General features: G+C 38.8%; 14 protein-coding genes. 6 read left to right on the top strand and 8 right to left on the bottom strand.

Annotated elements, in window-relative coordinates:
• Positions 1-255: 255 nt before the first annotated feature.
• On the bottom strand, positions 256-1,269 hold the full coding sequence (locus tag PTET_RS06980; RefSeq protein ID WP_036956371.1) for an endonuclease/exonuclease/phosphatase family protein: 1,014 nt from the start codon (positions 1,267-1,269) through the stop codon (positions 256-258).
• 234 nt (positions 1,270-1,503) lie between these two features.
• On the opposite strand from PTET_RS06980, the gene PTET_RS06975 reads away from it, so the two are divergent.
• A complete protein-coding gene (locus tag PTET_RS06975) occupies positions 1,504-2,766 on the top strand; it encodes a valine--pyruvate transaminase (protein ID WP_036956369.1) in 1,263 nt (420 codons plus the stop codon).
• Between the two features lie 405 nt (positions 2,767-3,171).
• Positions 3,172-4,371, top strand: a complete 1,200-nt coding sequence (locus tag PTET_RS06970; RefSeq protein ID WP_013464769.1) for an Nramp family divalent metal transporter — start codon at positions 3,172-3,174, stop codon at positions 4,369-4,371.
• A 74-nt stretch (positions 4,372-4,445) separates the two neighbouring features.
• On the opposite strand, the gene PTET_RS06965 is transcribed toward PTET_RS06970, so the two are convergent.
• Positions 4,446-4,907, bottom strand: a complete 462-nt coding sequence (locus PTET_RS06965) for a hypothetical protein (RefSeq protein WP_096038402.1) — start codon at positions 4,905-4,907, stop codon at positions 4,446-4,448.
• Here PTET_RS06965 and PTET_RS06960 point away from each other — a divergent pair.
• A complete protein-coding gene (locus tag PTET_RS06960; protein ID WP_096038401.1) occupies positions 4,892-6,073 on the top strand; it encodes a PQQ-dependent sugar dehydrogenase in 1,182 nt (393 codons plus the stop codon). The genes PTET_RS06965 and PTET_RS06960 overlap by 16 nt on opposite strands.
• A gap of 143 nt (positions 6,074-6,216) precedes the next feature.
• On the opposite strand, the gene PTET_RS06955 is transcribed toward PTET_RS06960, so the two are convergent.
• The 3 genes from PTET_RS06955 to PTET_RS06945 all read right to left on the bottom strand — a co-directional run bounded on the left by PTET_RS06955 (position 6,217) and on the right by PTET_RS06945 (position 8,450).
• Positions 6,217-6,609: a hypothetical protein gene (locus tag PTET_RS06955; protein ID WP_016899893.1), complete on the bottom strand. Its 393-nt coding sequence runs from the start codon at positions 6,607-6,609 to the stop codon at positions 6,217-6,219.
• Complete coding sequence (locus PTET_RS06950; RefSeq protein WP_096038400.1) at positions 6,597-7,406, bottom strand: hypothetical protein; 810 nt, start codon at positions 7,404-7,406, stop codon at positions 6,597-6,599. Before PTET_RS06950 ends, PTET_RS06955 begins: the two co-directional genes overlap by 13 nt.
• A gap of 138 nt (positions 7,407-7,544) precedes the next feature.
• A complete protein-coding gene (locus PTET_RS06945) occupies positions 7,545-8,450 on the bottom strand; it encodes an alpha/beta fold hydrolase (protein WP_096038399.1) in 906 nt (301 codons plus the stop codon).
• A 181-nt stretch (positions 8,451-8,631) separates the two neighbouring features.
• Here PTET_RS06945 and PTET_RS06940 point away from each other — a divergent pair, with 181 nt between their 5' ends.
• The 3 genes from PTET_RS06940 (at position 8,632) to PTET_RS18950 (ending at position 11,013) form a co-directional block, all read left to right on the top strand.
• Entirely contained in the window at positions 8,632-9,615 is a 984-nt protein-coding gene (locus PTET_RS06940; protein WP_244186379.1) for a response regulator transcription factor, read from the top strand.
• Positions 9,616-9,659: 44 nt separating this feature from the next.
• Positions 9,660-10,840 (top strand): IS3 family transposase gene (locus PTET_RS06935; RefSeq protein ID WP_096038911.1). Its coding sequence is split into 2 segments (ribosomal slippage): positions 9,660-9,918 and positions 9,918-10,840, totalling 1,182 coding nucleotides; the frame shifts between segments, so codons are not numbered across the junction.
• Positions 10,837-11,013, top strand: coding sequence for a hypothetical protein (locus tag PTET_RS18950; protein WP_244186378.1), 177 nt, complete (start codon positions 10,837-10,839; stop codon positions 11,011-11,013). The genes PTET_RS06935 and PTET_RS18950 overlap by 4 nt, the downstream gene beginning before the upstream one ends.
• A gap of 447 nt (positions 11,014-11,460) precedes the next feature.
• Here PTET_RS18950 and PTET_RS06930 read toward each other — a convergent pair whose 3' ends face one another.
• From PTET_RS06930 to PTET_RS06920, 3 genes are all read right to left on the bottom strand, one after another.
• Positions 11,461-11,787: a YggL 50S ribosome-binding family protein gene (locus PTET_RS06930; RefSeq protein ID WP_096038398.1), complete on the bottom strand. Its 327-nt coding sequence runs from the start codon at positions 11,785-11,787 to the stop codon at positions 11,461-11,463.
• 409 nt (positions 11,788-12,196) lie between these two features.
• Positions 12,197-12,757 (bottom strand): YfbU family protein, encoded by a 561-nt coding sequence (locus PTET_RS06925; RefSeq protein ID WP_090493056.1) that lies wholly within the window; start codon positions 12,755-12,757, stop codon positions 12,197-12,199.
• Between the two features lie 13 nt (positions 12,758-12,770).
• Positions 12,771-13,271, bottom strand: a complete 501-nt coding sequence (locus tag PTET_RS06920) for a hypothetical protein (protein ID WP_090492822.1) — start codon at positions 13,269-13,271, stop codon at positions 12,771-12,773.
• Positions 13,272-13,384: the final 113 nt, after the last annotated feature.

Raw genomic sequence — 13,384 nt, 5'->3', positions numbered from 1 at the left:
GCTTTGTAAGTACAACAAGGGTAGTTGTAATAAGCGATTTAAACGAACTTAAAAATCCAGCGTCACTAATCTAACACTCTCACCGTTAATAAAGATGATGTGGATCAATATAAATTAGGGTTAATGCACTAATTATTAGTGATTTTTTAAAACAGCAGGATAAAAGAAAGGGAAAACATCAAGGCACCTACTGAGCGCCTTAATATTAATTATGTCAGCGGCAGATTAGCTTACTATTTATAGTAACAAAACCCGCTACGACCTTAATGCTAAGCTAATCAATACCACGCCATGATCTGTGCTTAAATCATCACGCTCAAATTCAGGGTTAATTAAATGACGATCGTAAGTATGGTAATGGCTCACCTCAAAAAAGCTGTCGTCGTAACTTGAGTCAAACTCGCAAGACAACAAAATGTAGTCAAGCACTGAGCTGCTCGCGCCAAAATAATGGGTAGGCTTTCGCTTTAAATCCACTGTATTTTCATTATTTTGATTAGCCAAATTTAATTGCGACTTTGCAAATAACTGCCATGCGTCGTTAAGGCAATATTTTGCAAGGTAAGTTTTACTGTCAAACGTGGGGGCAAAGCGCAGTGTATTTGTTAGTAAATGGCTTAAAACGCCATCAGCTAAGTCGTTGTTAAAATCGCCCATTAAAACCATTGGGTTTTGTGTAGATTCGCGGCGCGCAATGATGTCCATCATCAGTAATGTGGCTTCACTGCCGCGCTGAATAGTTGAGCCCCAACTCCCAGCTATATTGGCCTTTAATAGCTCGATAATATTTTTTTCGGGTGTGAGGTCTTTGTTTTGCTCATCAAGCTCTATCATTGAGCGCTTAGACTTAAAATGCACCACATAACAATCCGTGTTGCCGATATGCGGTAAAGTTATTGTAGCTCTAAGCACCTTTCGGCTAAATGTAAAATCCTCAGTTAAACCAAGGGTTTTAGCAAGCTCATGGTCATGCTCAACAGTTGCCACTTCAACGATGGGGTATTTAGCAGCAAGCGCTACTACAGGGCGTTTGTAAATAAAGTCGTCGATTACCTGAGGCTCATCTACCACGGCAAAGTACGTATAGCCTTGATCTTTAACTAATTCTTTAAGCGACTCAATACTAAATACTTCTTGAAAACCAATCACATCAGGCTGATGTTCGGTTAAGTAATTTACAAGCCAACGCTGCTTTCTAGCCCACTGCTCTGCGGTGTATATGCGTTCAAATTCATAATAGGCATTAGGCGGCTCAAGGTAATTAAACAAGTTAAAAGTGGCAATTTTAAGAATCGTATCAGTAATAACCGAATCGTCTGCTTTGGTGTTTAAAGGTGTTTTAGTGTGTGATTCAAGGTTGCTGATAAGGCTGCCCTACTTAAAATATGAAAAACGATTATAGCGGGTTATGGCTATAGTAATCTAATCGGTGAAAATTTTTCAATATCAAATTCATAGTGTTAATTTACACTAACTTATCATTTTTTAAGGCACACGGTCATTATGGATTACTCAAACTTCGGCACTAAATTTACTCAACCTAATGGTATTACTCAGTTAATGGAAGATTTAGGCGATGCTAAAAACAGTAATAATCCAAATATTGTTATGCTCGGTGGTGGTAATCCGGCCCTAGTGCCTGAGGTTAATGATATTTTTATCAATGAGTTACAAAAGCTTGTTGCTAATAATACACTTTCCAACGTATTTGGACTTTACGATGGCCCAACAGGTAATGATGCATTTCGTGCAGCTCTGGCCAAGCAACTAAAAAGTGAATACTCATGGGATTTAACCGCAAATAATATAGCGCTTGGTAATGGCAGCCAAGCCAATTTTTTTGTGTTATTTAATCTGTTAGCTGGCAGTATGCCTGATGGAAGCCATAAAAAGGTTTTATTTCCGCTGGCACCTGAATATGTAGGCTATGCAGATCAAGGCTTAACTGACGATATGTTTGTAGCAATAAAGCCCGATATCGAAATTTTAAATACTGAAAGTGGCTCAAACCAATTTAAATATATCATTAATTTTAAAGCTGTTGAGCAAGTATTAGCAAGCGACAGCAGCATTAGCGCACTGTGTGTATCGCGCCCGACTAACCCAACAGGCAATGTCATTACTGATGAAGAAGTACAGCATCTCGATTTATTGGCTAAGCAATATAATATCCCACTGATCATTGATAACGCCTACGGCGACCCATTCCCTGGGTGTATTTATACCGACGCAAACTTAACCTGGAACTCAAACATTATTTTATGCATGTCACTTTCAAAGCTTGGCCTACCGGGTTTGCGAACCGGTATTGTAGTGGCTAACAATGACATAATTAAAGCCATTGGCCGTGTGAATGGCAGTATGGTTTTATCGCCAAACAGTTTTGGCCCAAGTTTAGTAACACGGCTAATTGATGAAGATGAACTCCTTCCGCTGTGTAAAAATTCAGTGCTGCCTTTTTATCGAGAAAAAGCACAAACAGCAATGAACTTGTTTGATGAAATATTTGCCCACCTCCCCGTTTACTTACACAAAGTAGAAGGCGCATTTTTTATGTGGCTGTGGTTTAAAGAGGCAAAAATAACCAGCGAACAACTTTACCAAAAGCTTAAAGAGCAGGATGTGTATATTATTCCCGGGCATAATTTCTTTATTGGTATTGATGATGCTTGGGCACACAAACACCAGTGCATTCGAATTAATTATGCAACCGATGCCAGCACTTTGCGAAAAGGCTTAGAGGCCATTAAAGCCGTGATGGCATAAATGGGTTGATATTTAGGGCATTCAAACCCTTTGCTTGAATACAGTGCGTGCAAAGCGTTTATAGTGCCTATAGTTATTGGCATAAACCTGTGAACAATTTAAGGTTATTAAGTCATTCTTTAAGTCGTTAAATAAGCCCTAAACTGAGGTAAGCAGTTATTACTTTTATTTGTTGATTGTACTAATTTTGTGCAAACGCGCCACACCCCCTTTAAATTTATATATAAGTTGGTATGCTACGCGACCTTTTTTAACATATGATTATCATCAAAAAAGGGTTTGCCAAGGGGCGGCTATCGCTGCAAGGCACTTAATATAAGTGGCAGCAATAATACAGGCATCGCGTTATAAAACGTTAGATGTAACTTTAAATAGCAATATACAAAAGTACTATTAAGGTCAATTATGCGATTAGGACCAGGACTACTCGTCACCGCTGCCTTCATTGGACCAGGGACTATTACGACTGCCAGCGTGGCAGGTGCAAACTTTGGTTTTGCACTAATATGGACATTACTGTTTTCAGTTATTGCCACCATATTATTACAATCTATGGCGGCGCGCCTTGGCGTAGCCACCGGGCAAGATTTAGCGCAAGCGCTAAGAGCTCACATTGAAACGCCCCTATTTAAATCTCTCGCTATATTTTTAGTGATCAGCGCCATTGGAGTAGGTAGTGCCGCCTACGAGGCTGGCAACCTTAGCGGTGCCAGCATGGGATTAATTGAAATATTTCCTCATGTTAATGCCCAGCTTTGGACGCCACTCATTGCATTTTTAAGTGCGGTGTTACTTTACAGCGGTAAACACAAAGTCGTTGAAAACGCGCTTATTTTATTAGTGATTTTAATGAGCCTAGTGTTTATCTCTACGTTAGTTATGGCTGCTCCCTCGCTGAGTGATGTGTTAGCAGGCTTTATTCCTAGTATGCCAGAGGGTTCAATTACCACGGTATTGGCATTAGTGGGCACCACCATAGTGCCGTATAACTTATTTTTACACTCAGGTGTTTTAGCTGCAAGACACGACAGCAAAAGTGATAAGCAAAAAGTCATTAAGCAAACTAATGTAGATACGGGTGTGTCTATCACCTTAGGTGGCGTGATCACGCTGGCTATTTTATCAACCGCGTCAGTGGCATTTTATGGCACAGATGCAGGGCAAATTAGCGCTGCTAACATGGCGGTACAACTTGAGCCATTACTTGGCGATGCCGCCCATTACTTTTTTGCTATTGGCTTATTTGCAGCAGGTTTAACCAGCGCAATTACAGCCCCCCTTGCCGGAGCATATGCAGTATGTGGCATGTTAGGTTGGTCAAATAAAATGGATAACACCCGCTTTAAAAGTGTCGCCATTGTTATTTTATTATTTGGTGCAGCCGTGGCGTCTCTGGGTTTAGACCCTGTTGCCGTGATAATTTTTGCTCAAGCCGCAAATGGCTTACTACTGCCTATTGTCACCACTTACCTAGTGTGGCTGGTTAACCAAAAAACAGTAATGGGCAAATACACCAACTCAATGTTGGTAAACTTACTTACTTTACCGGTGTTAGTACTTATTTTTGGCTTAAGTGGTTACAAGCTGTTTAGTTTGATTTTTTAATACCACTAGGTAATTTATACACACAAAAGCCGCTATATTAATAGCGGCTTTTTACATTGCAGACCAATACTGACTTAAAAGCCGTGATGCGCTGCCTTGTGCTTATTTTCCTTAATGAGTTTTGCAAAAACATAACCCCCTACTGCACCTGCAAACAATTGCGCATAAAAACCCCAACCTCTTGCGCCTGCAATAATAGTAATATTCATAATAGATTCAATCGCAATTAACGCCGTTGCAAACGCCACCACACCAGCAATAACAAATAGTTGTGTACCTTGCTTGTTCATTTTTTTAGCAATAAACCAAGTAACCAAAAACGCGATAGCAAGTGCAACAGCAATAATAGCGCCATAGGTCGGTAGCAAGCCAAGCCAATCTTCAAGGATTAAGTTAACACGGTCATTAAAGCCCACTACAACACCTACATTAACTAATTGATTGACAACGTATTGACTATGAAACAAGCTAGCAAGAGTGAATGTAAGTAACCAAGAAACTAAAAATGACGGGAGTATACGTGTTAAAAACTGCATGGTTATCTCAACTTAAAATAAAACTTTTTCCTTACACTAGCAAAGGCTTGCAGGGTAAACAATCTCTATATTGTATTACGCTACTGTCACTTTTAGCGTTTTCTTGTCACGCCAGTGCCGAGTTACAAACACAGCAATACACAGCTAGTACTTTAGCAACAGGGCTCAATTCACCGTGGAGTATGGTTAAACTCCCAAACAATACCTGGTTAGTCACCGAGCGTGATGGCCATATTGTTATCATTAAAAACAACCAACAAACCCGAGTTAAACTAGATTTCGAGGGCTTATACGTTGCAGGGCAAGGCGGTTTACTCGATATAGTACTTTCGCCTAATTACAGTGATTCAAAAGACGTTATTTTTACCTATGCCCAAGGCGAGCTTGATGCAAACAGGCTAGTAATAGCCAAAGCCACGTTTGATGGTGCGCAATTTTCAACGCCAAAAGTTATTTATAAAGTAGTCACCGATAAGGGCACACCGCAGCATTATTCTGGCCGCGCGCTTGTATTGCCAGATAGTACCTTATTATTTTCAAGTGGTGATGGTTTTGACTACCGCGAGCAAGCACAGGTTATTACCAGTCAACTTGGCAAAACATTACGCATAAATTTAAACGGCACAATACCAAACGATAACCCGTTTATTAGTCACAAAAACGCTAACGCGCATGCTATTTATTCACTCGGGCACCGTAACTTGCAAGGCTTGGTTTATGATTACGATACACAGCAAATTATTAGCCACGAACACGGCCCCGCTGGCGGTGACGAACTCAATTATTTAACAGCTGGCACCAATTACGGCTGGCCGGTAATCACTAACGGTGACGATTATTCACAAGCACGTATATCCCCCTTTAGAGACTACCCTGGAATGGCTAAACCAACCGTAGATTGGACGCCCTCAATTGCGCCATCAGGCATGGCGTATTATGGCGATAACCATGCAGCCTTCCCTTCACTGCAACGCCACGTGCTTATTACTACTCTGGTCGATAAAAAGCTCTACAGTATTAATTTAGCGAATGATGAATACACCCAGACTCATATTTTCCCAGAAGCCACAGGTAGGCTCAGAGATGTGTTTGTCACTGCTGAAGGTAATGTAGCGATATTAACGGATGGCAAAGAGGCAAAGCTGATGCTGGTAACGCCAAAGTGATATTCACTTAAATGAATGGTGATTGTCTCGTAGGATTTATTTTAATGTTTAACTTTTAAAATAAATCCTACGAGACTAAAAGTAGCAGCAAGCTAAATTTATACTTAAGGTCAGACCCTTTAGGGAAGCTTTACAAAAGATTTTTATGGTGTGTTTAAATTAACTTTCCTCTCGCAGGCTTTTTGAAAATCATCAGGAGAAATTACGATTTGCCGCGTTGTATTTTTAACCTTCTTTTTTATCTCTTCTTTATTAAAGACTAAGTAACAGCCACTGCCGTCACTTATCTCAATTGAAGATAAATATTTATCCATTATTTTTGATTCACTTGATGACTGTTCATATTGCCAAACATTTACTTCACCTGCTTTTAATGGCATGTCCATTACCTGAGTACCGTGCTCAGTTTTAAACACCACTTTAACCATTAACTCTTCAGCCGTAGAGTTTTTAACACTAGCCCAATAAATACTTGAACATGAGCTCAATACAAAAGTTATTAGTAATCCAAAAATTAATACCTTTAATCTTTCCATAGAACCTCAGAACTCCAAATTAATCTTTTTATATCAACTTCAATCGCTTCACTGCGTGTAATGCGTTGCTTCAGATTAGCGGTATTTTTTGTGTCATTGTAATACTTCATGAGATCAATCTTTCCTTGATTTGGATAACCTGGAGAAGACGCTTTAACATTTTGAAGGAGAACATTTGTACTACCTTTATGACCCCAAGATAAATTAATACCTCCTACATACATAAGTATAGAATGGCCAAACTCATGCGCTGAAACCAACTTAAACTCATCATCAATCAATTTTGATGGTATACCAGCTGTTACAGATCCTCTTTGATAAATAAAACTCGCATCAATACCTAATATAGCTGGGTTCATTGAACGACCATAACTTTCACTTTCCTCTATCTCTAGGTCTACAGGAATGGCATCAGAACTACTTTTATGTAAAGGATTAACTATTACATTAAAACGCACACCCGCCACTGTAATTGTATTTGACCAATATTGTTTAATACCAGCTATAGCCAACGTTTTTAATTTAAGATAATCGCCTTGTTGCAAACTGTTTTGTTTAAAATTAAGATAAACATCAATATTGATGGTTCTTAAACGACTATTAATGGTCGTTTTAGCCCAAGTTGCTTTATGAGCCCCGTTATGAACTTTTAGCTTGGTACCTCGGCCATTTCGAGAGGGCCCTACCCGTACCATACGATAATTAACAGTGGGTTTATCAATTGCTTTATGAAGATGCTCTTCAAAAATATCGAGCGTAAGAGAGTGTTTTTGCGGGTTCGCAGCTGTTGAATCCATTTTATATTCCATTATCATTAGTAATAATTGCTAAAATGCTTTTGTTTAACAATTCTATTAGTTCCTCTAACTAGTCCAATATACTTTTCAAAGATTTTAGTGTCAAGAGTACCTATCTCAACATCCAACTTTTAAAACCTAATGCGTCACCTTTAGCCGATGAAATTCAATAAAGCATTTGATTACTTGATTTGCCTGTTCTAATTGGGGGTAATGGCCTACCCCTTCCAGTTCAATAATATCTGAATTAGTGATTAGCTCGCGATAGCGTTTAACCATGTGGCGACCCGAAACGGGGTCGTCCATACCGCAAATTAAACGCATGGGTATTTCAGCGTGCTGTAAAGCGCCAACCCAACGAGCACGATGTAATTTACGCTCTGTGATGTAATAAATCAGTTTTGCCATTACAGGCTTACCCTGTTTGTATTCAATTAACTGCCACAATTCGTTTAGCTCTTTTTCAGCAAGTGGTATAGAACATATATTGTCAAAATTACGCTTAAAACTTTTATAGTTAGCAAGTCGCGACACAAATCCGCCAAGTGGACTAAGTAGCAACTTTTGCAGTAATACCGGTTTATGTGTTTCAGGGAATAGCCCGCCGTTGAGAAAGCAAACGCTTTGTATTTTTATGGCATATGGCTCATTTAAGTTGCTTCGAGCAAGTAGTTCCTGCGCTACCGTATCACCGTAATCGTGGCTTAAAATATGCGCTGCTTTTACATTAAAAAGCTGTAAAAAATGAGTCAGTAAATCCGCTTGCATGCTAATGGTGTAACGACTATTTTTTGGTTTATCACTAAAACCAAAACCCAGCATATCCAGAGTAAATACCTTAAAGTGTTGAGTGAGCGCAGCCCATTGATTATGCCAATCCCAACTTGCGGTTGGGTAACCATGGATCAGCAATAAACACGGCGCGCCCTCTTCGCCTTGTACATGATATGCAATGTCATGACCTTGAAATTGAAACGTCGATTGGCTCTTATGCCACGAAGCTAATGAGTCAGTAATTATTGTAGTGTTGCTAATGACATTCATGACAATTTCGCTGCTTTTATAGAGTTATAAACACATAAATTAAGTAACTACCATAATTAAGGGTTCAAGTTGTGTCACTTAAATAAGTAATGAAAAATATACATAAGTCGATTGTTTGCGGGTAGCCATTTCCATGGCTATTATATTGAAGAAGGATGAGAATAGTTAATTAGGAGAGCATGTGAAAATATTGTCCGTCGATGATAACCCTCAAAATAGAAATATCATGGAAATGGTCCTATCCAAGCAACATGACATTACCTCATCTGATGGCAGCGAGCCTATATTAGCTTTAATGGAGGAACATCAGCCTCAAGTAGTCCTAATGGATATCTTACTTAGTAATGATTTCACGGGTTACGACTTGGTTAAAGAAATAAAAGAATGTGGTGCGTATGACGACTGTGAAATTATATTTATTTCAGCCTTAACATCGAGTGAAGACAAACTCACAGCTTATGGCTATGGCGGTGATGATTATATTGCCAAGCCAGTAGATTTTAAGGAACTTAACGAAAAATTAAAGCGTGTAGAACTGCGCATTACAGAGCGAAATAATCTAAAAGAAATGTTCGAAGTCGCTTCATCTACCGCTTTTACATCAATGCAACAAGCAAGCGAACTTGGAGAATTAGTCACATTTTTTACTGACAATCTTGAGGTAACGGATTTAGACACATTATTTGCTAACGTACAGCGCTATTTTACTAATGCAGGCGCCAGCTGTTGCGTAGAGTTTAGGGTAGCAAACCAATATCACCAATTCCCAAAACAAACTATTTCTGACTTGGAAAAAGAAATTCTAGAACTAGGCAGAAGAGCCAAGCGAATAGTTCCATTTAGCTCTAATTTATTATTTAACGCGCCTTCTTGTTCAATGCTTGTAAAAGGAATAAATACAAAGGATGAAGGTTTACTCGGTCGCCTTCGAGATAACTTCGCTATTTTGCTTACCATTATAGAAAGCCGGATAGAATTTATTGAACAACAATTAGAAAAAGCCAACATTCGCCAACAAGCTTTAAACACTCTAAAAAGTCAACTTGCTGATGATTTTAGTACCATAAAAAAGCTATGCTCAGAGCAAGATAAACAAATAAAAATACTCGTAAATGACTTATCTCAAGCTATATGTAGTGGTACAGTGATTTTGGTCACCCATTAAGAAAGAAATGTTATGCTAATAAGCATACAAATTTGGGTGAAAAAATGACGAAATTAAAACGCGCAACATACTCTGCGGCAATCAAATTAGAAACGGCTCAGCTTGTGGTGGACCAAGGTTATACACAAGAAGATGCAGTCAAGGCTATGGGGGTGGGTAAATCAACCGTCAGTAAATGGGTTACCCAATTAAAGCAAGAGCGTAATGGTCAGTCACCATCTGCTTCGCCAATGACGCCCGAACAAATTGAAATCCGCGAACTTAAAAAGCAAATCCAACGCATTGAATTAGAAAAGGATATATTAAAAAAGGCTACCGCTCTCTTGATGTCCGACTCCCTGAACAATTCTCGTTAATTGAGAAACTAAACCAACGAGAGCGTTACCCAATTAGCGTGCTGTGTAACGTATTCAATGTGCATCGGAGCAGCTATAAATATTGGGCTATACGGGATACAACGCCGACGCCAGAGCAAGTAAGGCTAGAGGCTGAAGTTAAAGCAATACATGCAATGAGCGGCGGCTCAGCTGGGGCGCGGACAATCGCGGCAATAGCAACGAACAATGATTTTGAATTGAGTCGTTATCGTGCTGCTAAGCTAATGGTTAAATTAAAGCTTGAAAGCTGCCAAGTACCTCAACATTCATATAAACGTGGTGGTAATGAACACCTTGAAATTCCAAACCTGCTTTATAGACAATTTGATGTTGTTGAGCCAGATACCGTGTGGTGCGGTGATGTGACGTATATTTGGGTAGGTAATCGCTGGGCTTATTTAGCCGTTGTTATTGATTTATTTGCACGTAAAGTAGTTGGCTGGGCCATGTCGTTGTCGCCAGATACTAATTTAACGCTAAAAGCACTTGAACTCGCGTATGAAAGCAGAGGAAAACCGACAGGACTGATGTTTCATTCAGATCAGGGTAGTCATTATACAAGTTTAAAATATCGTCAACGTTTATGGCGCTATAAAATTACACAAAGTATGAGCAGGCGCGGAAATTGTTGGGATAATGCACCAATGGAGCGATTTTTTAGAAGCTTTAAAACGGAGTGGATGCCAAAGGTTGGATACGAAAACTTTAAAGATGCTAAATATAGTGTGAGTGATTATATCAACGGATATTACAACAACGTTAGACCACATCATTATAATGCAAGTTTAGCACCAAATGAATCTGAGGTTAGATACCAAGATTCTAAAACTGTGGCCAAAATTAGTTGACCACTACAATACAATCAAAAATGATCACTCTAGGCTTAGATGAAGAGCAAGAGTCGGAGCTAGTAGGCTTAGTTGATGAAACGAAAGAAATTGTAGAAGAAACCTTAATTCTGTCTTTTACACTAGAAGATAAACTTCAAGCCATTACAAAACGCTTAAAAGCTGTTGAATAATATAAGTACAATTTATAGACCAAGCCCGACAGAACCATGGCGTTAAAACTTCAACCTTACTTCGCTCTTTTACAATTAAGCTCAAGAGTCAGTGATTATTGTAGTGTTACTAATGACATTCATGACAATTTCGCTGCTTTTAGAGGGTTATAAACACATAAATTAGTAACTAAATTAATTAAATCATCAACTTGTGTCACCTAAATTAGAACTCTGTTGGGTGGCGCCTTCGGCTTAACCAACCTACCTTTAGACGTAGGTCGGATAAGTGGCGAAGCCACGCCATCCGACAAAAATGATAAATTTACTTGAGACAACCCGACTTATCACGCTGTGTATAATATGCAAAGAGCGGCTTAAATAAGTCGCAATAAGATTTAAGTTCTGATATATGAAGTTAATATTTGCTCATTTTGGTCTTCAACCAAATAATCTTTAGATAAATCATTACACTCCGTAGTTTGCATCAACTAATTGACTAACAACAATATTTGAAATATTTTCTTTAGACTTTAACCAAAGCTCAACTTCTTCTCTATCTTGATTAGTCGCCGAACCATAACGATGAACAGAACAAATAAAGCCACTGAATGACTTACAGTCACCTCCACCAGCAATACAAAGTTTTCTTTTATCGATGAATTCTAAAAGCCCATCTAGTAATAAATCAAATTCCGCTTCAGTAGCATTTAAATTACAAGTAAATTCAAAACCTAGAATAGCAAATTCATCTAAATACAATTTCTTGCGTAATCGTCTACTTTTAGTACTCATAAATATCCTTTGGCATATGACCCCAACTTATTAACCCGCCAATGAGGTACGTAGAATAAATTATAAAGAAACAAAATCCAAAGATAATTTACTATTTAACAAATAGTTAGAACATAACTAACTGTTAAGTTGTTATCTGAGTGCTTTTTAATGAAGAGATTTATTCACAAAGAGGATAGGAAACGCTGCGCTTTTAGAGAAAAATAACGGCTTAAATCAAGCCGCTTTGAGAAATTTAAGTTCTGAAGTCAGAAGTCAAGATTTGACCCCTTTGGTTTTTTTGCTGCCAGAACGAACACTAGTAAAAAAAACTTCAACACTTCAACAATCCTTCGAGAGCTAACGCCACCAGCAGGGGTGACAAAACCAGAGCGAAGCGGCGGTTTTGGCATCCCTCTGGCTGGCCTTGTTAGGCATTTTCTCTGTTACTTGGATGAATACGCTCTTTAAGAATGCGGCATAGGTCATCAACAGATAATGGGCCAAAGTTCATATTTTTTCGAATCTCTTCGAAAACGGAAAGCATTCTCCCGTGCCCATCTAAAGATGGACAATGAGAATTGAAATTTCTACCTTTGAATTCTTCGAATCGCTCTAAATCATTAACAATAAAAGATGCAATTCCCATATAGGAAGATTCATTATTTCCATCAAACCCAGGAAACTTAGGGTCTTTTCCAAACGGTTTTGCCGCCTCTTCTAATTGTACTTTTTCTCCGTCCGACAACTGCTTATAACTATGCTCAATAAAGCTCCACATATCCAATATATCAAGAACCTCTTTAACAATTTCTGGATCATCTTGATCCTCAAAAGGTATCCCAGAATATTTCCAAGGTATTGCCCATAAGTTATTACTGAATATTGCGGACTGGATAAATTTCGGTTCAATTTCACCGTCTATTTCAAGATTCTCATACAGTTCACTCAGCATCAGGAGTATTAGTTTTTCACCATCTGATATTTTCATATTACCTTCCATTTTATTTAGCTGAGACAGGACGTTCCTGACGCTCGTCAGCGAGATCTTTGACAAAGGGCATGAAGCTATTAATCTTGTAGTAAATCCTCTTCCCAACTTCTTTAATAGATTCGGGGTCAGATGCATCTGATAATGCTTCAATATCCTCATTTAGCTCACCACACAGAGAACTAGCTTTATTTACAAAGAGTTCGGAGAAATTTGAGCTTTGCTCATTAAGAAACCTTGCGTACTCTTCCACTTCCTTTGCAATACCATGAAAGTCGACGCCTTTTAGCTTTTTGATATTACATGACGGCCCTATCTTAGATACGACGGATAAAATTCTATCTGTTTGCGCATGAACTTTTGAAACTTCAACTAAACGTCTACGATCGATCATCTCGTCTCTAACTTGTACTGCCTGAGACGCAGAATCAGCGGCCTTACCAGCTTCGATAAAAGCCCATATCGCAGCCCCGATAGATGCAACCGATCCTAGTATTGATAATATACTTTCCATTTATTCCTCAGGTTGTTCTTCAGGGTTGCCTAACAATTTTGTCTACGACATTTGTCGGTTTATAAAACGACAAATGTCCATATATTACAATGCATTTATCTTAGCCCTCAAAT

It is taken from the genome of Pseudoalteromonas tetraodonis (assembly GCF_002310835.1).
GTDB lineage: Bacteria > Pseudomonadota > Gammaproteobacteria > Enterobacterales > Alteromonadaceae > Pseudoalteromonas > Pseudoalteromonas tetraodonis.
This window is presented reverse-complemented; position numbering and strand designations above follow the sequence as displayed.

Bases quoted from the DNA above. Each gene is read 5' to 3' on its own strand.
- PTET_RS06965 (WP_096038402.1), bottom strand. From the start codon at position 4,907: ATGCAGTTTTTAACACGTATACTCCCGTCATTTTTAGTTTCTTGGTTA.
- PTET_RS06945 (WP_096038399.1), bottom strand. From the start codon at position 8,450: ATGAATGTCATTAGCAACACTACAATAATTACTGACTCATTAGCTTCG.
- PTET_RS06975 (WP_036956369.1), top strand. From the start codon at position 1,504: ATGGATTACTCAAACTTCGGCACTAAATTTACTCAACCTAATGGTATT.
- PTET_RS06930 (WP_096038398.1), bottom strand. From the start codon at position 11,787: ATGAGTACTAAAAGTAGACGATTACGCAAGAAATTGTATTTAGATGAA.
- PTET_RS06925 (WP_090493056.1), bottom strand. From the start codon at position 12,757: ATGAAAATATCAGATGGTGAAAAACTAATACTCCTGATGCTGAGTGAA.
- PTET_RS06950 (WP_096038400.1), bottom strand. From the start codon at position 7,406: ATGGATTCAACAGCTGCGAACCCGCAAAAACACTCTCTTACGCTCGAT.
- PTET_RS06970 (WP_013464769.1), top strand. From the start codon at position 3,172: ATGCGATTAGGACCAGGACTACTCGTCACCGCTGCCTTCATTGGACCA.
- PTET_RS06920 (WP_090492822.1), bottom strand. From the start codon at position 13,271: ATGGAAAGTATATTATCAATACTAGGATCGGTTGCATCTATCGGGGCT.
- PTET_RS06955 (WP_016899893.1), bottom strand. From the start codon at position 6,609: ATGGAAAGATTAAAGGTATTAATTTTTGGATTACTAATAACTTTTGTA.